A 17,456-nucleotide genomic window follows, 5' to 3' on the forward strand; every position below is an offset into this window, starting at 1 on the left:
GAGTAGCTGGAACATGAGCGAACGACGGCGGAGGTCTGCCGACGGTGGCGGGCAGCCCCCGGGTGACAACGGCGGCCAGGGCGGAGCCGGACGGGACGAGCACAGCTCGGACCGGCCCGCCCGCAAGCGCCCCGCAGGCCTGCGGGAGACCGCGCAGCAGCCCCGGATGGGCCGCGCCGAGATGCGCAAGGCGGCCCAGAAGGGCGGCAAGCGCGGCGGTGCGGCGGCCGAGGAGGTCGCCGGCGGCCGCGGCGGCAAGCCCGGCAAGAAGCGCTTCATCGACTACCCGCGCTTCGGCAAGCAGGGTGTCCGCCGCTGGCTGCCGTCCTGGAAGCAGTGGCTCACCGGCTTCCTGGTGTTCTTCGCGACCTGCGTGGGCGGGGTCTGGTACGCGTACGCGACCACCAAGGTCCCGGAGATCCACGACCTGGTGAACGAGCAGAACAACATCTACTACTGGGCCGACGGCTCGGAGATGACCCGCAAGGGCGAGACCAACCGTCAGATCGTCCCGCTCGCCGACATCAGCCCCAACGTGCAGAACGCCGTCATCGCCGCGGAGAACTCGACCTTCCGCACCGACAGCGGCATCGACCCCGTGGGCATGATGCGCGCCGTCTACAACATGGCGACCGGCGGCGAGACCCAGGGCGCCTCGACGATCACCCAGCAGTACGTCAAGAACGCCTACCTGAGCCAGGACCAGACGCTCGGCCGCAAGGTGCGCGAGTTCTTCATCACCCTGAAGGTCAATCAGGAGATGGAGAAGAACGACATCCTGCGGGACTACCTGAACATCAGCTGGTTCGGCCGCGGGGCCACCGGCATCCAGGCGGCCGCGCAGGCGTACTACGGCGTCGACGCCAAGGACCTCGACATCTGCCAGAGCGCCATGCTGGCCGGTCTGCTCAAGGGCGCCGCGCTGTACGACCCCACCAACCCGGCCAACCAGGAACGCGCCGAGGGCCGCTGGAAGTGGATCCTGCAGCGGATGGTCGACACCAAGAACGCCACGGCGGAGGAGCGGGCCAAGTGCACCACGTTCCCCGCGCCGATCCCGCGCAAGCCGCCGGCCAACATGAACGGTGAGATCAGCTACCTGGTCGACACGGCCAACAAGTTCGTCATGTCCAAGGACCCGACGATCAGCCAGCAGTCGATCGACAAGGGCGGCTACAAGATCTACACGACCTTCGAGAAGGAGAAGGTCGACGCCCTCAAGAAGGCCGTGGACGACGTCAAGGGCGAGACGCTCAACGTGCAGAAGCGCCCGGACAAGGACAACTGGGTCCAGTTCGGGGCGGCCAGCGTCCGCCCCGGCGACGGCGCGATCGTCGCCCTGTACGGCGGCGACGGCGTGGAGAACCAGCACTTCGACAACAACGCGGACGCCAAGGGCGTCCAGGTCGGCTCGACCTTCAAGCCGTTCGTGCTGGCCGCCGCGATGCAGGTCGGCGTGCAGACCGCGACCGACGACAAGGGCAAGCCGAAGCGGATCAACGCCGACAGCCGCTACCAGTCCGACGACCTGTCCGAGATCCGCAAGCCGGACGGCTCGCTGGTGATCGGCGACGACGGCAAGCCCTACCGGCAGAAGAACGAGGACGCCGGCAAGCGCGGCTTCGTCTCGCTGCGGATGGCCATGCAGAACTCGTACAACGTGCCGTTCGTCCAGCTCAACCAGGACGTCGGCGGGCAGAACGTGGCCAACATCGCCGAGGCGATGGGCGTGCGCAAGGAGAGCTTCGCGGACCCGAAGACCCCGACCTTCGCCCTCGGCACCTCCACGGTCAGCCCGATCCGGATGGCCGACGCGTACGCGACACTGGCGGCCAGCGGCAAGCAGGCCGAGCCGTACTCGGTGACCAAGGTCGAGGTGAAGGGCGTGGCGCGGCCCGGCTTCAACAAGCCCGAGCTCAAGCAGGCCCTGGAGCCCGCCGTCGCCGACAACGTCACCGACGTCCTGGTGAACGTGGCGAAGAACGGTACCGGCTCGAAGAGCAACGCGCTGGGCCGCCCGGTGGCCGGCAAGACCGGTACCACCGACCAGAACAAGTCGGCCTGGTGGGTCGGCTACACCCCGCAGCTGGCCACCAGCGTCGCGATGTGGCGGGAGGACCCGGCCAAGCACGAGCGGCTGTCGCTCAACGGCACCGGCGGCAAGGACTCGGTGCACGGTGGTGACACCCCGACCGACATCTTCACCCGGTACATGAAGGCCGCCCTGGCCAACGAGAAGAAGATGGACTTCCCGGCGCCGCAGCCGGTCGGCAGCCAGGTGGATTCCTCCGGCGCCCCGAGCACGGCCAGCCCCTCGACCTCGCCCTCGGCGACCGAGACCATGGCCACCACCGCGCCGGACCCGGGCGCGCAGCAGCCGACGCAGCCGCCCGCCACCCAGGGCCCGGCCTGTGTCCCCGGCGTGGACTGCCCGGGCACGGTGCCGACGCAGGCGCCGACCAGGACCCAGCCGCCGACCAACGGCGGTGGCGGTGGTGGTGGCGGCGGTACCGGTGGCGGCGGTGGCGGAGCCTCGCCCACCTGCCTGATCCCGGGGCTCTGCGGCACTCCGCAGCCGTCGTCGACGACGTCCGCCTCGACGGGCCCCTCGCCCAGCAGCAGCAGGCCGACCCGGCCGACCACCTCGGCCAGCCCTTCGGGCGGCGGCCAGCAGGGCATGGTGCCCTGACGCCCGGCCCGCCCGACGGCGCCGGACCGTGCTGAACGGCGGTGGCGGCCCTCTTCGGAGGGCCGCCACCGCCGTTTCGTCGTCGCGGTCCGCCCCACCGGCTTCGCCGGCCCCGTCACTTTCGTCATTTCGCCATTCTCGTCATTTGGGCATGAAACGCCGGATCCGGCCGGGGCCGCTCAGGGGGCCTCCTCGTCCTGTCGCGAGAGGTGCGGCAGGATGTCCGGCATGACGTCGAGCGCTCGTGACGAATCCGTCGGCCAGACCGGGCCCATCGAGGCCTCCGGGCCAGCTCCGGCGGCGCCCGCCACGGCCGCCGCCACGGCCGAGCCGCCCACCAACACCGTGGTGGTCCCGGCGGACGAGGACCCGGTCGCCGCAGCCGGCAGCGAGGTGATCGGCGGCCCGCCCGGCCGGCGCGCGCTGCTGGGCGTCTCCTGGTGGATCCCGGCGCGCTTCCTGGCGCTGGTGGTGATCGTGGTCTCGGTGCTGGGCATGGCGCAGAAGCTGCCCTGCTACGACGCCGCCTGGTTCCAGCCGGGTTCGCCGCAGTACATCCACGCCTGTTACAGCGACATCCCGCACCTCTTCTCCGGGCGCGGCTTCGCGGCCGGGCTGCACCCCTACGTGGACCGCATCCCGGGCACCTCGGGTGATCTGCAGTACCTCGAATACCCGGTGCTGACCGGCCTGTTCATGCAGATCGCGGCCTGGCTGACGCCCGGTGGCGGCTCGAACCAGCAGCAGGAGCAGTGGTTCTGGGCGATCAACGCGGGCCTGCTGATGGCCTGTGCGGTGGTCGCCGTGGTCGCGCTCTCCCGCACCCACCGGCGCCGCCCCTGGGACGCGCTGATGTTCGCGCTCGCCCCCTGCCTGCTGCTGAACGCCACCGTCAACTGGGATCTGCTGGCGGTCGCGCTGGCCGCCGTCGGGATGGCCTGGTGGGCCGGCTCGCGACCGGTCTGGGCCGGTGTCTTCATCGGTCTGGCCACCGCGGCCAAGCTCTATCCGCTGCTGCTGATCGGCCCGCTGCTGCTGCTCTGCTGGCGGGCCGGGCGCTGGCGCGAGTTCCGGCTGATGCTGGGCGGCGCCGTCGGTGCCTGGCTGCTGGTCAATCTGCCGATCATGATCGCCAACTGGCAGGGCTGGTCGACCTTCTACGTCTTCAGCAAGCACCGCACCGAGGACTACGGCTCGTTCTGGCTGATCCTGATGCAGAGCCGCGGCGTCGGGCTGGAGAACCTGGACACCTTCATCGCGGTGCTGATGGTGCTCGCCTGCCTGGGGATCGCCTGGCTGGCCCTCTCGGCGCCCCGCCGGCCGCGCTTCGCCCAGCTGGCCTTCCTGGTGGTGGCCGCCTTCATCCTGTTCAACAAGGTGTACTCGCCGCAGTACGCGCTCTGGCTGCTGCCGCTCGCGGTGCTGGCCCGGCCGCGCTGGCGGGACTTCCTGATCTGGCAGGCCTGCGAGGTGCTCTACACCCTGGGCATCTGGTCCCACCTGGGCTTCGTCACCGGGCCCAAGCAGCACGGGATCGGCGAGTCCTGGTACCACTTCGCCATCGTGCTGCACCTGCTCGGCACGCTCTACCTGTGCGGCATGGTGATCCGCGACATCCTGCTGCCCGACCGCGACCCGGTGCGCTGGGACGGCACCGACGACCCGTCCGGCGGGGTGCTCGACCGGGCCCCGGACGTCTTCGTGGTCGGCACCGCCCGGCAGCTGGGCGAGGAGGCGAGCTACGCCGGCTTCGCGCCGGCCGGCTCCGAGCAGTGGTTCGACGAGGAGCCGTACACCCAGGAGACGATCGGCACCAAGCCGTAGCGGGGCGGCGGCGGGCCCGTCCGGACGGGCCCGCGGCACGCCCTAGCGGTCCACCACGCGGTCGAAGTGCGTGGTGGTGTGCCGGACCTGCAGGACGAGTTCGTCACCGATCACCGGCGGCTTGGTCTCGTTGTCCAGGAGGAGCAGCGAGACCTGCATGTGCGGCGGCTCGGCGAACCAGAGCTGCTTGCCGGCCCAGTTGAACGGCGACTTGGTCTTGTTGACCGTCGCCAGACCGGCCCGGGCGATGCCCTTGGCCCGCGAGGACATGCCCTGGACGTACTTGGGCGCCTCCAGGCCGATGCCGTGCGCGGTGCCGCCGGCGACCACCAGCAGGTGGCCGTCGGACGGCGCCGGGTGCTGGCGGTAGCCGTAGCGGTCACCCTTCGCGACCGGGGTGACGTCCAGCACCGTGGCCCGGACCTCCAGCGCGCCGTGGTCGCCGAGCCAGAGCCGGGTGCCGATCCGGGCCCGGAAGACGGTGTCCGGGTAGCGCTGGGCCAGCTTCTCCATGCCCGCCGCGCCGAGGTGGCTGACGAACACGGTGTGCACCGGGATCCCGGCCGCCCGGGCGCTGTCCACCCAGTGGACGACCTCGTCCACCGGGTCGGAGCCGTCCGGCCGGTCCATCGGCAGGTGCAGCGCCAGGCCCTCGAAGGAGACACCGTCCAGCTCGGCGGCGACCGCCGGCAGGTCGGCCGCGCCCACCCCGTGCCGGCGCATGGTGGTCATGCACTCCACCACCACCCGGGCGCCGTGCAGCGCGCGCAGCCCGTCCAGGCTCGCCACCGTCCGGATCACCCGGGCGTGCGGCAGCGGCAGGACCTCCTCGCCGACCCGGTACGGGGTGAGCACCAGCAGCTCGCCGCCGTACCAGTCGGCCGCGTCGGCCGCCTCGTAGGCGGTGCCGACCGCCAGGACGCCGGTGCCGAGCAGGGTCGCCTCCTCGGCGAGCCGGTGGTTGCCCAGGCCGTAGCCGTTGCCCTTCGCCACCGGTACCAGGCCGGGGAACTCGGCCAGGACGGAGCGCTGGTGGGTGCGCCAGCGTTCGGTGTCGAGGTAGAGCGACAGCGTCATCGGGTCATCTCCCAGGGGGTGTTGGGCACGGCGGACAAGCGGCTCAGCGGCGCGACATGTAGAGGTCGAGCGCCTTGTGCAGCAGCTTGTTGAGCGGGAAGTCCCACTCGCCGAGGTACTCGGCGGCCTGGCCGCCGGTGCCGACCTTGAACTGGATCAGGCCGAACAGGTGGTCGTTCTCGTCCAGGGTGTCGCTGATGCCGCGCAGGTCGTACACCCCGCCGCCGAGCGCGTAGGAGTCGCGCATCATCCGCCACTGGATCGCGTTGGACGGCTTGACCTCGCGCTTGTGGTTGGCCGAGGCGCCGTAGGAGTACCAGACGTGCTCGCCGACCACCAGCATCGTGGTCGCGGCCAGCGGCTCGCCCTCGTGGTAGGCGATGTAGAGCCGCATGCGGTTCGGGTCCTCCGAGGTGAGGGCCTTCCACATGCGCTGGAAGTACGCCAGCGGGCGCGGGGTGAAGCGGTCGCGCTCGGCGGTCACCAGGTACAGCTGGTGGAAGATCGGCAGCTCGTCGTAGCCGCCCTGGATCACCTCGACGCCGCTCTTCTCGGCCTTCTTGATGTTGCGGCGCCAGAGCTGGTTGAAGCCCTTCTGGATGTCGTCCAGCGAGCGGTTGGCCAGCGGCACCTGGAAGACGTAGCGCGGCTGGACGTCGCCGAAGCCGGCGCCGCCGTCGTCGCCCTGCAGCCAGCCGGCCTTGCGGAGCCGGTCGGCCACCTCGAAGGCGCGCGGCTCGTACCAGTCGGCCTCGATGTCACGCAGCCGCTTGGCCTGCTTGCCGGCGATGGCCTCCTTGATGGTCGGCGCGTTCCAGCGGCGGATCACCACCGGCGGCCCCATCTTCACCGAGAACGCGCCCTGCGACTTGAGGTGCGCCAGCATCGGGGAGAGCCAGCGGTCGAGGTCGCGGTCGAACCAGTCGATCACCGGGCCCTCGGGCAGGTACGCCAGGTACCGCTTGACCTTCGGCAGCTGCCGGTAGAGGACCAGGCCGGCGCCGACGATCTGGTTGGACTCGTCGATCCAGCCGATCGACTCGGTGCGCCACTCCGCCTTCACGTCGCCCCAGGACGGCACCTGCATGTGGCTGGCAGAGGCGCGGCTCCTGATGAAGGCGAGATGCTCCTCGCGGGTGATCGTCCTCAGGCGCAGGCTCATGCTCGGTGCTCCTCGTCGGTCGGGCTGCGGTGGGCCCCAGGTTCTCGGACTGACCCTATCGTCCGGGGCCCCGGCGCCTGCGGCTGCGGGCGTGGCGGCGCCCCCGTCGCGTACCTGCCCCACTGAGTAGGTACGCGACGGGGGCGCCGAGGGTTCCGGACGGGACGGATCGGACAGATGGGGCGGCTAGCCCCAGAGGCCGCCGTGGGCCACGCCGAGGTAGAAGCCGAACGCGGACGCGGTGAGGCTGATCACCAGGACGAAGCGTTCGGCCGTGGTGACGGAGACGAACTGTCCCCAGAGGCCGGTGGCGATGCCGAAGAGCCCGCTCCAGGAGCTCAGCAGGTGCAGGTCGTGGAAGAACGAGGTCGTGAAGGCCAGCACACCCAGCAGTGCGGTGATGCCGACCAGGGTGTTCTCGCGGGGGTGCCGGTGGCCGTCGGTGTTCAGGGTGAGGGCGGGGAACCGGTGGATGGTCTGGGCCATGAGTCCCACCTCCTGGCGGGGGAGACGAACGAGCAGGAAACCCGTTCCGTCCAGATTGCGGTGATTGGGGCGCGGATCACAACCCCTATGCATTTTGTTCGGCCGTCCGGGTGCGAGTACGCTGTGCAGTCTGCACTGGTGTAGTTGTGCCCCCTTGCGCCCTCTTACGGGTGGACGGGGCTCGAATGTCGGACCCGGCCACTACGGTGAGCCGGTGTCGTCACTCCTCCAGTGCGACGCTGCACAACCCTCCTGCCACGGAGAGACCGTGGCCGCTGAGTCCAAAGGAGGTGGGTTACACATGCGTCACTACGAGCTGATGGTCATCCTCGACCCCTCGGTTGAGGAGCGCGCTGTCGCCCCCCTGATCGAGAACTTCCTCACTGTCGTCCGCAACGGCGGCGGCAAGGTGGAGAAGGTCGACACCTGGGGCCGTCGCCGTCTGGCTTACGAGATCAACAAGCAGTCCGAGGGCATCTACTCGGTCATCGACCTCAAGGCCACGCCTGAGATCGTCAAGGAGCTCGACCGCCAGCTTGGCCTGAGCGAGTCGGTTCTGCGGACCAAGGTCCTGCGCCCGGACACCCACTGAGCCACCTCTGAGGCCTTCGGGCCTCGGGTAGCTCGCGTCCGCTGTTTCACGTGAAACAGCGGTGAACGGAACTCTTCCGGAGAGGTCACCACCACCATGGCAGGCGAGACCGTCATCACCCTCGTCGGCAATCTCGTCGACGACCCCGAGCTGCGCTTCACCCCGTCGGGTGCGGCGGTCGCGAAGTTCCGCATCGCGTCCACTCCCCGCACCTTCGACCGCCAGACGAACGAGTGGAAGGACGGCGAGAGCCTCTTCCTCACGTGCAACGTCTGGCGGCAGCCGGCGGAGAACGTCGCCGAGTCGCTGCAGCGCGGCATGCGCGTCATCGTGCAGGGCCGACTGCGCCAGCGGTCTTACGAGACCAAGGAAGGCGAGAAGCGGACGGTCTTCGAGGTCGAGGTCGACGAGGTGGGCCCGAGCCTGCGTTCGGCGACCGCGAAGGTCACCCGGGCCAACCGGTCCGGCGCTCCCGGCGCTCCCGGCGGTGGCGGCGGCTTCGGCGGCGGCGGCCAGCAGGGCAGCGGCGGCCAGGGCGGCAACTGGGGCGGCGGTGGCGGCCAGCAGGGCGGCAACTGGGGTGGAAACTCCGGTGGCCAGTCCGGCCCCTCCGACGACCCGTGGGCGTCCAGCGCTCCCTCTGGTGGAAACCAGAGCGGCGGCAGCTGGGGCGCTCCGTCCGGTGGCGGCTTCTCCGAAGAGCCCCCGTTCTAAGAGCTGACAGATTTCGTGCGGCCCGGTGGTTGGCGTCGTGAGACGCCTGCCGGGCCGTGAACCCCAAATGGAGCACACAATGGCGAAGCCGCCTGCTCGCAAGCCGAAGAAGAAGGTTTGCGTCTTCTGCAAGGACAAGGTCAACTACGTTGACTACAAGGACACGAACCTGCTGCGGAAGTTCATCTCCGACCGCGGCAAGATCCGTGCCCGCCGGGTGACCGGCAACTGCACCCAGCACCAGCGTGACGTCGCCACGGCCGTGAAGAACAGCCGTGAGATGGCGCTGCTGCCCTACACCAGCACCGCGCGCTAAGAGAGGGTGACCAAGTAATGAAGATCATCCTCACGCACGAGGTGCCGGGTCTCGGCTCCGCCGGCGAGGTCGTCGAGGTCAAGGACGGCTACGCCCGCAACTTCCTGGTTCCGCGTGGCTTCGCCATTCGCTGGACCAAGGGTGGCCAGAAGGACGTCGACGCCATCCGTCGCGCCCGCAAGATCCACGAGATCCAGACCCTTGAGGCCGCCACCGAGGTCAAGGGCAAGCTCGAAGGCGTCCAGGTCAAGCTGGCCGTTCGCTCGGGCGAGGCCGGCCGTCTGTTCGGTTCGGTGACCCAGGCCGACGTCGTCGAGGCCATCAAGGCCGCCGGCGGTCCGGTCGTGGACAAGCGCGCTGTCGCGATCGCCTCGCCGATCAAGACCGTGGGCACCCACAAGGTCTCGGTCAAGCTGCACGCCGATGTCCAGGCCAACCTCGACGTCGCCGTCGTCGCTGCCTGAGCTCCGTAGCAGTGGCCGAGGGCCGGTCTCCCCTTCCGGGGAGGCCGGCCCTCGGTCGTTCCCGGGCCGCTGCCGCCGCACGGCCCCGCCGGGCTCAGGCCCGGACCGCGCCGGTGACCAGCCACTTGCCGCTCCGGGCCCGCCGGGCCAGGAACGCCGCGCGGACCAGCATGAACAGGTTCATCGCCCACCAGAGCCCGGCCAGTCCGGTGCCGCTGGCCGGCACCGCGAGGGCCGCCGGGGCGAAGACCGCCAGCGTGGCGAGCATCGCCCAGGCCAGGTAGGGGCCGTCACCGGCGCCCATCAGCACCCCGTCCAGCACGAAGACCAGGCCGGCCACCGGCTGGCTGAGCGCGAGCAGCAGCAGGACGGTGTTCAGCTGGCCCTGCACCACCGGGTCGGGGGTGAACAACGGGACGTACAGCGGTCGGGCGACCACCACCAGCAGGCCGAGCAGCACACCGGAGCCGACGCCCCACTCGATCATCCGCCGGGTGGCCGCCTTCGCCCCGGTGGCGTCGTCGGCGCCCAGGTGGCGGCCGATGATCGCCTGCCCGGCGATGGCGATGGCGTCCAGCGCGAAGGCGATGAAGAGGAACACCGTCATGGCGATCTGGTGGGCCGCGATCGCGTCGTCGCCGAGTCCGGCGGCGACCGCGGTGGCGATCATCAGGATCGCGCGCAGGCTCAGCGTGCGGACCATCAGCGGCCCGCCGGCCCTGGCGCAGGCCCGGATGCCCGCCGCGTCCGGCCGGAGCGAGGCACGCTCCCGGCGGGCCCCGCGCACCACCACGAACAGGTAGGCGGCGGCCATCCCGGTCTGCGCCAGGACGGTGCCCCAGGCCGAGCCGGCCACCCCGAGCCCGGCGCCGTACACCAGGGCGGCGTTCAGGGCGAGGTTGGCGGCGAACCCCGCGACCGCCACCACCAGCGGCGTGCGGGTGTCCTGGAGCCCGCGCAGCACCCCGGTGGCGGCCATCACCATCAGCATCGCGGGGATGCCGAGCGCGCTGATCCGCAGATACGTCACGGCGTAGGGCGCGGCGGTGGCCGAGGCACCCAGCAGATCGGCCACCCAGGGCGCCAGCAGCAGGGTCAGGGCGACCACCCCGAGCGACAGCGCGAGCGCCAGCCAGATGCCGTCGATGCCCTGCTGGACGGCGGCCCGGCGGTCCCCGGCGCCGATCCGGCGGGCGACCGCGGCGGTGGTGGCGTAGGCGAGGAAGACGAACACCCCGGTGGCGGTGGTGAGCGCGGCCGAGGCGACGCCCACACCGGCCAGCTGGGAGGTGCCGAGGTGGCCCACGATGGCCGAGTCGGCCAGCAGGAACAGCGGCTCGGCGACCAGGGCGCCGAAGGCCGGGACGGCGAGGGCGAGGATCTCCCGGTCGTACCGGCGGCGGTCGAGGGTGGGGGCGGTCATGGGGACAAGGCTACTCATCCACAGGTAATGACCGCTAGGGGGTTGGGACCGTTACTCGAAATCTTGAGCGGCGCCCGCGCGGCGGTGTGTGTCCATGGCCACCCGGCTGTGTGTGAAGAATTTCTCATGCACAGCCCCGGGAAGAGGTAATCCCAGGTCAGTAAGTTGACGGTGGATCGATGATCTGGTTATCCACAGGGCTTTCCACAGGGGCGTCCACAGGTTTGCGGTACTTCTCCACAGCCTCCGGCCGGTCGTCCACACCCCCTGTGGATAACCGCCTTGGCTGAAGGGCTCCCGGCGCCTTAGCGTGGGCTCTCCGCCCGACACTCCCACCCGCCCCGGCGTCCGATTTGTCGGTGCGGTGGCGTAGAAAGAGGGGCGCGGCTCCGCTCCACCCAGCCACCGGCAAGGCCCGCTCCAACTCGCACCACTCGCTGATCGGGGAACACGCGTGACCGGCCCCCAGTACGACGACCACGACACCCCGCCGCCGGAGGAGGACTGGCAGACCGCGGACGATCCGTTCCCCGTCGGCGCCTTCGCCGACGCGCCCTTCCCGGACGGCCCCGGCGACCGGCTGCCGGTCGCGCGCGGGCGCGGTCAGGGCTCGGGGTCCGGCTCGGGCGGCTTCCAGAAGGGCGGCAAGGGTTCGGGCGGGTTCCAGCGCGACGGCGGCAAGCGGCGCCAGGACGACGAGGACGAGCGCTCCGCCGCCGACGGCTTCGAGCGGGTGCCCCCGCAGGACCTCGCCGCCGAGCAGTCCGTCCTCGGCGGCATGCTGCTCTCCAAGGACGCCATCGCCGACGTGGTCGAGGTGCTCAAGCCGGCCGACTACTACCGGCCCGCCCACGAGCTGATCCACGGCGCGATCCTCGACCTCTACGCCCGCGGCGAGCCGGCCGACCCGATCACGGTGGCCGGCGAGCTGACCAAGCGCGGCGAACTCGTCCGGGTCGGCGGCCCCGGCTATCTGCACACCCTGGTCAACTCCGTCCCGACCGCGGCCAACGCCGAGTACTACGCCCAGATCGTCCACGAGCGCGCGGTGCTGCGCCGCCTGGTCGAGGCCGGCACCCGGATCGCGGGCATGGGCTACGCCGCCGAGGGCGACGTCGACGAGATCGTCAACGCGGCCCAGGCGGAGATCTACGCCGTCACCGAGCAGCGGACCAACGAGGACTACGCGCCGCTCTCCGACATCATGGAGGGCGCCCTCGACGAGATCGAGGCGATCGGCTCCCGCAACGGCCAGATGTCCGGCGTCCCCACCGGCTTCGCCGACTTCGACCAGCTCACCAACGGTCTGCACCCCGGCCAGATGATCGTCATCGCCGCCCGCCCGGCGATGGGAAAGTCGACGCTCGCACTGGATTTCGCGCGCGCCTGTTCGATCCAGAACAAGCTGCCGAGCGTGATCTTCTCGCTCGAAATGGGGCGTAACGAGATCGCCATGCGTCTGCTCTCGGCCGAGGCCCGGGTGGCGCTGCACCACATGCGCTCCGGCAACATGACGGACGACGACTGGACGCGGGTCGCCCGCCGGATGCCGGACGTCAGCGAGGCCCCGCTGTTCATCGACGACTCGCCGAACCTGTCGATGATGGAGATCCGCGCCAAGTGCCGTCGGCTCAAGCAGCGCAACGACATCAAGCTGGTCGTCATCGACTACCTCCAGCTGATGCAGTCCGGTGGCTCCCGCCGGGCGGAGAACCGCCAGCAGGAGGTCTCCGACATGTCGCGAAACCTGAAGCTGCTGGCCAAGGAGCTGGAGGTGCCGGTGATCGCGCTCTCCCAGCTGAACCGTGGTCCCGAACAGCGCACCGACAAGCGGCCGATGGTCTCCGACCTGCGTGAATCCGGCTCGATCGAGCAGGACGCCGACATGGTCATCCTGCTCCACCGCGAGGACGCCTACGAGAAGGAGTCCCCGCGCGCCGGCGAGGCCGACCTGATCGTCGCCAAGCACCGTAACGGCCCGACGGCCACCATCACGGTGGCCTTCCAGGGCCACTACTCGCGCTTCGTCGACATGACGCGGGACTGACCGCGCCGTCCGCGGGGTCCCGCGGTCCGTGGCGGAATCCGGTGGATCTCAGCGGGGCGGTGGCGGGTACGCCACCCCGCCGAGATCTGTGGGGGGAGCGCGGTGAAGTGCGCTCGTTCGCGTAAGAGTCGCGTGCCGGGCGCTCAGCGTCTCGTCTCGTACCTGGTCAGGATCACGCCGCAGGGAAGCGTCCGCGTCTCCACCAGGTTCAGGTTCACCCAGCTGTCCAGCGCGGTGAAGAACGGCGTGCCGCCGCCCACCAGGACCGGCGCGGTGGCCAGCACGTACTCGTCGATCAGCCCGGCCCGCATGGCCGCCCCGGCGAGCGTCGCGCCGCCGATCTCCATCGGGCCGCCGTCCTCGGCCTTGAGTCGGGTGATCTCGGCGACCGCGTCGCCGGTGACCAGGCGGGTGTTCCAGTCGGTCGTGTCGATCGTCGAGGAGAACACCACCTTCGACATGTCCCGCCAGCGGCGCGCGAACCCGATCTCCGCCGGGGTGGCGCCGGGCCGCTGGTCGCCGGTCGGCCAGTAGGAGCTCATCGTCCGCCACAGCTTGCGCCCGTACAGCGACAGGTCGGTCGCCCGCAACTGGTCGGACCAGAACTGGAACAGCTCGTCGCTCGGCACGCTCCAGCCGATGTCGTCGCCGGGCGCGGCGATGTAGCCGTCCAGGGTCAGGTTCATGCCGTAGATCAGTTTCCGCATGGCGCCAGTCTTCCGCGAGCCGGCCGCCGGCGCGGCGCGGGAAACTCATCGGTGCGCGATCTGAACTCGCATGGAGTCATGGAGTCCTCGTGCTCGGTGGCTCAGCCGCGGCCGCATCCGTTCCGCCGAGGAGACGGCACCGGTCCGGGACCGATCCCGGGCGACACCGCGGTGCGACGACCGGGAACCAGCGGGTCACAGAAGACCGGCAGGGCATCGGCGGCGGGACCAGGCACCGTCCCGACCGTTCGAAGGGCCCGTACCCGCGCACGGCGGGCCCTTCGCGCGGGCTCCGGGGCGCCGGGGTCAGAGTGTGACGGTGGCGCGGAAGACGGTGGCACCGGTGCCGTCGACCGTGGTGACGGTGCCGGTCGCGGGGAGGAACGCCGACTCGCCGCGGGCGAGGTCCAGGGTGCTGCCGTCGGCGGCGGTGAGCCGGGCGGCGCCGGCCGTGCAGAGCAGGATCTGCGGGGCCCGGCCGTCGAGTCCGGTCCGGCGGCCGTCCAGGGTGAGGCGGGAGAGCCGGAACTCGTCGATGGGGACGGCGTAGAGCTCCTCGCCGGGGGTGTCGGCGACGGCCGTGGGCAGCAGCAACTCCGGTGCGCCGGAGGTGAATCGCACCACCTTGAGCAGCTCCGGCACGTCGATGTGCTTGGGCGTGAGCCCGGCCCGCAGGACGTTGTCGGAGTTGGCCTGCAACTCGACGCAGACGCCGTGCAGATAGGCGTGCGGGACGCCCGCGCCGAGGTAGAGCGCCTGGCCGGGCCGGAGCCGGATGGCGTTCAGCAGCAGGCCGGCGAGCAGACCGCGGTCGCCGGGGAACTCGCGGGTGATCCGGCCGTACAGCGCGTACGGGCCGTCCGGGTCGCCGGCCGCGGCCTTGTCCACCGCCTCGGCGGTGTCCCGGACGGTCGCGGCGGCGGTGGCGTCGTCCATGGTGAGCACGGCGGCCAGGGTGGTGCGCAGCGCCCCGGCCTCGTCCTCGGCGCCCAGCAGCGCGATCAGCGGGTCGAGCGCGGGTACCTTCAGGCCGGCCAGCAGGGCGGCTGCCCCGGCCGGTGTGCGGAACCCGCAGAGGCCGTCGAACTCGTCGAGCGCGCAGATGAGTTCGGGCTTGTGGTTGGCATCGCGGTAGCTGCGGTGCGGGGCGTCGGACGGGATGCCCAGGGCGTTCTCGGCGGCGTACCCGGCGCGGGCCTGGTCCAGGCTGGGGTGGGCCTGGATGGAGAGCGGGATGCCGGCGGCCAGGACCTTGAACAGGAACGGCAGGGTGGGGCCGAACCGGGCCACGGTGGCGGCGCCCAGCTCGCCCTCGGGGTCGGCGGCGATGAGCTCGTCCAGCGGGCGGGGCCCCTCGCCCCGGTCGGCGCGGGAGGGCGCGCCGGGGTGGGCGCCCATCCACAGCTCGGCCTGCGGTTCCCCGGTCGGTTCCTGCCCGAGCAGCTCGGGGAGTGCGGTGAGCGACCCCCAGGCGTACGGGCGGACTGTGTTGACGAGCCTGTCCATGCGCGCGGTCCTGCTCCTTCGCTGCAGTGGCTGGTGTGCCGGATCGCCGGGAGACGGCCCGGCGAGCGGGTGGTCCGGGCAAAGGCTGGGCGTCGACCCTAGCCGACCGGTGCCGTCGGGAGGGAAACGGCCGTGGTCGGCGGGGAGTGCCGGAGGCGTACCGGCTGTTCGAGGACGCGGTAGTAGACTGCCGGGACGCAGTAGTTTCCACAGTGGTTTCCAGGTCGGCGGGACGCCGACGGGGACTGCGTCTCAGAGTGCGGGCAACGGTGACTGGCACTTCCCGCCACCGGCCGAGAGGTTTGTACGTGACCGTGAACCAGCAGAGTTTTGCTGATCTCGGCAGGGTGCTGGTGATCATTCCGACGTTCAACGAGGCGGAGAACGTCGAGCGGATCGTCGGACGGGTCCGTGCCGCCGTGCCCGAGGCCCACGTCCTGGTCGCCGATGACAACAGCCCCGACGGCACCGGTGAGCTGGCCGACAAGGTGGCCGCCGAGGACCCGAACGTGCAGGTCATGCACCGCCGGGGCAAGGAGGGGCTGGGCGCCGCCTACCTGGCGGGCTTCCGCTGGGGCATCGACAACGGCTACGACGTCCTGGTCGAGATGGACGCGGACGGCTCGCACCAGCCCGAGGAGCTGAACCGGCTGCTGAGCGCGCTGCGCGGCGCCGACCTGGTGCTCGGTTCGCGCTGGGTGCCGGGCGGCCGGGTGGTGAACTGGCCGAAGTCGCGCCTGCTGCTCTCGCGCGGCGGTTCGACGTACTCGCGGCTGATGCTGGACGTGCCGATCCGGGACGTCACCGGCGGCTACCGGGCCTTCCGCAAGGAGACGCTGCTCGGTCTGGGCATGGACGAGGTCGCCTCGGCCGGCTACTGCTTCCAGGTCGACCTGGCCTGGCGCACGGTGAAGGCCGGTTTCAAGGTGGCCGAGGTGCCGATCACCTTCGTGGAGCGCGAGCTGGGGGCCTCCAAGATGAGCCGGCACATCGTGCTGGAGGCGCTCTGGCGCGTCACCTCCTGGGGTGTCGCCGACCGGTTCGCCAAGCTGACCGGCCGCAAGGACTGACCGACGGCGAGGGCCGACCGACGGCCGAACGACCTGACAACGCCCGGGCCCGCCTGTTCTCCGACAGGCGGGCCCGGGCGTTCCGCGTGTTCCGGGGGCGGCGGATCAGCAGGAGCCGGGCGGCCGGAGTGCGCTGTCCGGCAGGTACTGGTCGGCCCAGACGGCGAGTTCGGTGAGGGCCGGGCGCAGGGCCGCGCCCGCCTCGGTGAGGCGGTAGCTGACGCGCAGCGGCGGGCCCTCGTCGACCTGGCGCAGGACGAGTCCGGCGTCGGCCAGCTCGGTGAGGCGGTCGGAGAGCATGCGCTCGCTGATGCCGGGGACGGCGCGGCGCAGTTCGGAGAAGTAGCCGGGCCCGTTGTTGGTGAGCACGGCCACGATCAGGCCGGTCCAGCGCTTGCCGAGCAGGGTGAAGACCCGGGTCAGCGCGATCTCGCTGCCGGTGCAGACGGCCGTCGCCTCCCCGCACTCCACGGGTGCGGCGTGGACCTGGGCGGTCACCTCGTGCTGGGCCATGGGTACAGCGTACCGGTCCGTCCACTAGTGACTGCAGAAAAGTAAGCTGCTACGTTACTTGCAGCTGCGGCGGAAAGAGCAGCTACTTACTTGTTGGAGGTTCGCCATGCCCACTCTGCTGCACATCGACTCGTCCGCGTTCACCGACGGCTCCGTCTCCCGCGAGGTCTCGGCCGCCTACCGGGCCGCCTGGCAGGCCCAGCACCCGGACGGCGTGGTGATCCACCGCGACCTCGCCGCCCAGCAGCTGCCGCACCTGGACGCCCACGGCATCTCCGCCGCCTTCACCCCGGCCGAGGGGCGCGACCCCGAGCAGGCGGCCGCCTTCGCCCTGCGCGAGGAGCTGATGGCGGAGCTGGAGCAGGCCGACGCGATCGTGATCGGCACCCCGATGTACAACTTCACGATCCCGTCCAGCCTCAAGGCCTGGCTGGACCAGGTGATCCTGATGGGCCGCACGGCGGGCGACCGCCCCTCGGCGGCGGGCACGCCGGTGACGGTGGTCGCGGCACGCGGCGGCTCGTACGCGCCCGGCGCCCCGCGCGAGCCCTTCGAGTTCGTCACCACCTACCTGGAGAAGGTGCTGACCGGGATGCTCGGGCTGGAGGTCGATTTCATCGTCCCCGAGTTCACCCTGGCGGCGACCGTGCCCGCGATGGCGGACTTCGTGCAGCAGGCCGCCGACTCCAAGGCCCGGGCACTGGAGGACGCCGCGCGCCGGGCGAAGGCACCGGCCGCCTGACAGCGGCTCCGGCCGGCTCCGGGCGTGATCGGGAAGGCGTGCCCCGCCGGGCGCGCCTTCCGCGCAATCGACGGGCGGTACTCCCATGCTGTAGGGCGCAGGGAGTCCGAGCGCCGACCGGAGG

16 protein-coding genes are annotated in these 17,456 nt (G+C 71.0%); 9 read left to right on the top strand and 7 right to left on the bottom strand.

Going from position 1 to position 17,456, the window contains the following annotated elements; translation table 11 throughout:
- Positions 1-13: 13 nt before the first annotated feature.
- Positions 14-2,689 carry a transglycosylase domain-containing protein gene (locus tag ACIQTO_RS00650; protein ID WP_402380986.1) on the top strand — a complete coding sequence of 892 codons (2,676 nt, stop codon included), beginning with the start codon at positions 14-16 and terminating at the stop codon, positions 2,687-2,689.
- A 228-nt stretch (positions 2,690-2,917) separates the two neighbouring features.
- Positions 2,918-4,513, top strand: coding sequence for a glycosyltransferase family 87 protein (locus tag ACIQTO_RS00655; protein ID WP_402380989.1), 1,596 nt, complete (start codon positions 2,918-2,920; stop codon positions 4,511-4,513).
- Between the two features lie 42 nt (positions 4,514-4,555).
- On the opposite strand, the gene ACIQTO_RS00660 is transcribed toward ACIQTO_RS00655, so the two are convergent.
- From ACIQTO_RS00660 to ACIQTO_RS00670, 3 genes are all read right to left on the bottom strand, one after another.
- Complete coding sequence (locus ACIQTO_RS00660) at positions 4,556-5,590, bottom strand: alanine racemase (RefSeq protein ID WP_402380992.1); 1,035 nt, start codon at positions 5,588-5,590, stop codon at positions 4,556-4,558.
- 43 nt (positions 5,591-5,633) lie between these two features.
- Positions 5,634-6,752, bottom strand: coding sequence for a lipid II:glycine glycyltransferase FemX (locus ACIQTO_RS00665; RefSeq protein WP_402380995.1), 1,119 nt, complete (start codon positions 6,750-6,752; stop codon positions 5,634-5,636).
- 186 nt (positions 6,753-6,938) lie between these two features.
- Positions 6,939-7,238 carry a hypothetical protein gene (locus ACIQTO_RS00670; RefSeq protein WP_402380997.1) on the bottom strand — a complete coding sequence of 100 codons (300 nt, stop codon included), beginning with the start codon at positions 7,236-7,238 and terminating at the stop codon, positions 6,939-6,941.
- Between the two features lie 301 nt (positions 7,239-7,539).
- On the opposite strand from ACIQTO_RS00670, the gene rpsF reads away from it, so the two are divergent.
- The 4 genes from rpsF to rplI all read left to right on the top strand — a co-directional run bounded on the left by rpsF (position 7,540) and on the right by rplI (position 9,324).
- The gene (gene rpsF, locus ACIQTO_RS00675) at positions 7,540-7,830 is read left to right on the top strand and encodes a 30S ribosomal protein S6 (protein WP_380581307.1); all 291 of its coding nucleotides are present in this window, start codon (positions 7,540-7,542) and stop codon (positions 7,828-7,830) included.
- A gap of 96 nt (positions 7,831-7,926) precedes the next feature.
- The gene (locus ACIQTO_RS00680; RefSeq protein WP_402381000.1) at positions 7,927-8,544 is read left to right on the top strand and encodes a single-stranded DNA-binding protein; all 618 of its coding nucleotides are present in this window, start codon (positions 7,927-7,929) and stop codon (positions 8,542-8,544) included.
- A 79-nt stretch (positions 8,545-8,623) separates the two neighbouring features.
- Positions 8,624-8,860 carry a 30S ribosomal protein S18 gene (rpsR, locus tag ACIQTO_RS00685; protein ID WP_030304537.1) on the top strand — a complete coding sequence of 79 codons (237 nt, stop codon included), beginning with the start codon at positions 8,624-8,626 and terminating at the stop codon, positions 8,858-8,860.
- A gap of 17 nt (positions 8,861-8,877) precedes the next feature.
- Positions 8,878-9,324, top strand: coding sequence for a 50S ribosomal protein L9 (rplI, locus tag ACIQTO_RS00690; RefSeq protein WP_380581303.1), 447 nt, complete (start codon positions 8,878-8,880; stop codon positions 9,322-9,324).
- A 94-nt stretch (positions 9,325-9,418) separates the two neighbouring features.
- Here rplI and ACIQTO_RS00695 read toward each other — a convergent pair whose 3' ends face one another.
- The gene (locus ACIQTO_RS00695; protein ID WP_402381003.1) at positions 9,419-10,747 is read right to left on the bottom strand and encodes an MATE family efflux transporter; all 1,329 of its coding nucleotides are present in this window, start codon (positions 10,745-10,747) and stop codon (positions 9,419-9,421) included.
- A 580-nt stretch (positions 10,748-11,327) separates the two neighbouring features.
- Between ACIQTO_RS00695 and dnaB the strand changes: the two genes are divergently transcribed.
- Positions 11,328-12,794 (top strand): replicative DNA helicase, encoded by a 1,467-nt coding sequence (gene dnaB, locus ACIQTO_RS00700; RefSeq protein WP_402382680.1) that lies wholly within the window; start codon positions 11,328-11,330, stop codon positions 12,792-12,794.
- Positions 12,795-12,937: 143 nt separating this feature from the next.
- Here the strand turns inward: dnaB and ACIQTO_RS00705 are convergent, their stop codons facing one another.
- Together ACIQTO_RS00705 and manA are read right to left on the bottom strand one after the other, a co-directional pair.
- Positions 12,938-13,501 (bottom strand): dihydrofolate reductase family protein, encoded by a 564-nt coding sequence (locus ACIQTO_RS00705; RefSeq protein WP_402381006.1) that lies wholly within the window; start codon positions 13,499-13,501, stop codon positions 12,938-12,940.
- Positions 13,502-13,807: 306 nt separating this feature from the next.
- The gene (gene manA / locus ACIQTO_RS00710; RefSeq protein WP_402381009.1) at positions 13,808-15,007 is read right to left on the bottom strand and encodes a mannose-6-phosphate isomerase, class I; all 1,200 of its coding nucleotides are present in this window, start codon (positions 15,005-15,007) and stop codon (positions 13,808-13,810) included.
- A gap of 308 nt (positions 15,008-15,315) precedes the next feature.
- On the opposite strand from manA, the gene ACIQTO_RS00715 reads away from it, so the two are divergent.
- Positions 15,316-16,077: a polyprenol monophosphomannose synthase gene (locus ACIQTO_RS00715; protein WP_402381011.1), complete on the top strand. Its 762-nt coding sequence runs from the start codon at positions 15,316-15,318 to the stop codon at positions 16,075-16,077.
- Between the two features lie 105 nt (positions 16,078-16,182).
- Here ACIQTO_RS00715 and ACIQTO_RS00720 read toward each other — a convergent pair whose 3' ends face one another.
- A complete protein-coding gene (locus ACIQTO_RS00720) occupies positions 16,183-16,590 on the bottom strand; it encodes a winged helix-turn-helix transcriptional regulator (RefSeq protein WP_402381014.1) in 408 nt (135 codons plus the stop codon).
- A 106-nt stretch (positions 16,591-16,696) separates the two neighbouring features.
- Here ACIQTO_RS00720 and ACIQTO_RS00725 point away from each other — a divergent pair, with 106 nt between their 5' ends.
- A complete protein-coding gene (locus ACIQTO_RS00725; RefSeq protein ID WP_402381016.1) occupies positions 16,697-17,332 on the top strand; it encodes an FMN-dependent NADH-azoreductase in 636 nt (211 codons plus the stop codon).
- Positions 17,333-17,456: the final 124 nt, after the last annotated feature.

The sequence above is a fragment of the Kitasatospora sp. NPDC091207 genome (assembly GCF_044768625.1).
GTDB lineage: Bacteria > Actinomycetota > Actinomycetes > Streptomycetales > Streptomycetaceae > Kitasatospora.

What these genes read in the sequence shown, in the direction of transcription:
- ACIQTO_RS00650 (WP_402380986.1), top strand. Translation starts at nt 14, where the DNA reads ATGAGCGAACGACGGCGGAGGTCTGCCGACGGTGGCGGGCAGCCCCCG.
- ACIQTO_RS00655 (WP_402380989.1), top strand. Translation starts at nt 2,918, where the DNA reads ATGACGTCGAGCGCTCGTGACGAATCCGTCGGCCAGACCGGGCCCATC.
- ACIQTO_RS00660 (WP_402380992.1), bottom strand. Translation starts at nt 5,590, where the DNA reads ATGACGCTGTCGCTCTACCTCGACACCGAACGCTGGCGCACCCACCAG.
- ACIQTO_RS00665 (WP_402380995.1), bottom strand. Translation starts at nt 6,752, where the DNA reads ATGAGCCTGCGCCTGAGGACGATCACCCGCGAGGAGCATCTCGCCTTC.
- ACIQTO_RS00670 (WP_402380997.1), bottom strand. Translation starts at nt 7,238, where the DNA reads ATGGCCCAGACCATCCACCGGTTCCCCGCCCTCACCCTGAACACCGAC.
- rpsF (WP_380581307.1), top strand. Translation starts at nt 7,540, where the DNA reads ATGCGTCACTACGAGCTGATGGTCATCCTCGACCCCTCGGTTGAGGAG.
- ACIQTO_RS00680 (WP_402381000.1), top strand. Translation starts at nt 7,927, where the DNA reads ATGGCAGGCGAGACCGTCATCACCCTCGTCGGCAATCTCGTCGACGAC.
- rpsR (WP_030304537.1), top strand. Translation starts at nt 8,624, where the DNA reads ATGGCGAAGCCGCCTGCTCGCAAGCCGAAGAAGAAGGTTTGCGTCTTC.
- rplI (WP_380581303.1), top strand. Translation starts at nt 8,878, where the DNA reads ATGAAGATCATCCTCACGCACGAGGTGCCGGGTCTCGGCTCCGCCGGC.
- ACIQTO_RS00695 (WP_402381003.1), bottom strand. Translation starts at nt 10,747, where the DNA reads ATGACCGCCCCCACCCTCGACCGCCGCCGGTACGACCGGGAGATCCTC.
- ACIQTO_RS00705 (WP_402381006.1), bottom strand. Translation starts at nt 13,501, where the DNA reads ATGCGGAAACTGATCTACGGCATGAACCTGACCCTGGACGGCTACATC.
- manA (WP_402381009.1), bottom strand. Translation starts at nt 15,007, where the DNA reads ATGGACAGGCTCGTCAACACAGTCCGCCCGTACGCCTGGGGGTCGCTC.
- ACIQTO_RS00720 (WP_402381014.1), bottom strand. Translation starts at nt 16,590, where the DNA reads ATGGCCCAGCACGAGGTGACCGCCCAGGTCCACGCCGCACCCGTGGAG.
- ACIQTO_RS00725 (WP_402381016.1), top strand. Translation starts at nt 16,697, where the DNA reads ATGCCCACTCTGCTGCACATCGACTCGTCCGCGTTCACCGACGGCTCC.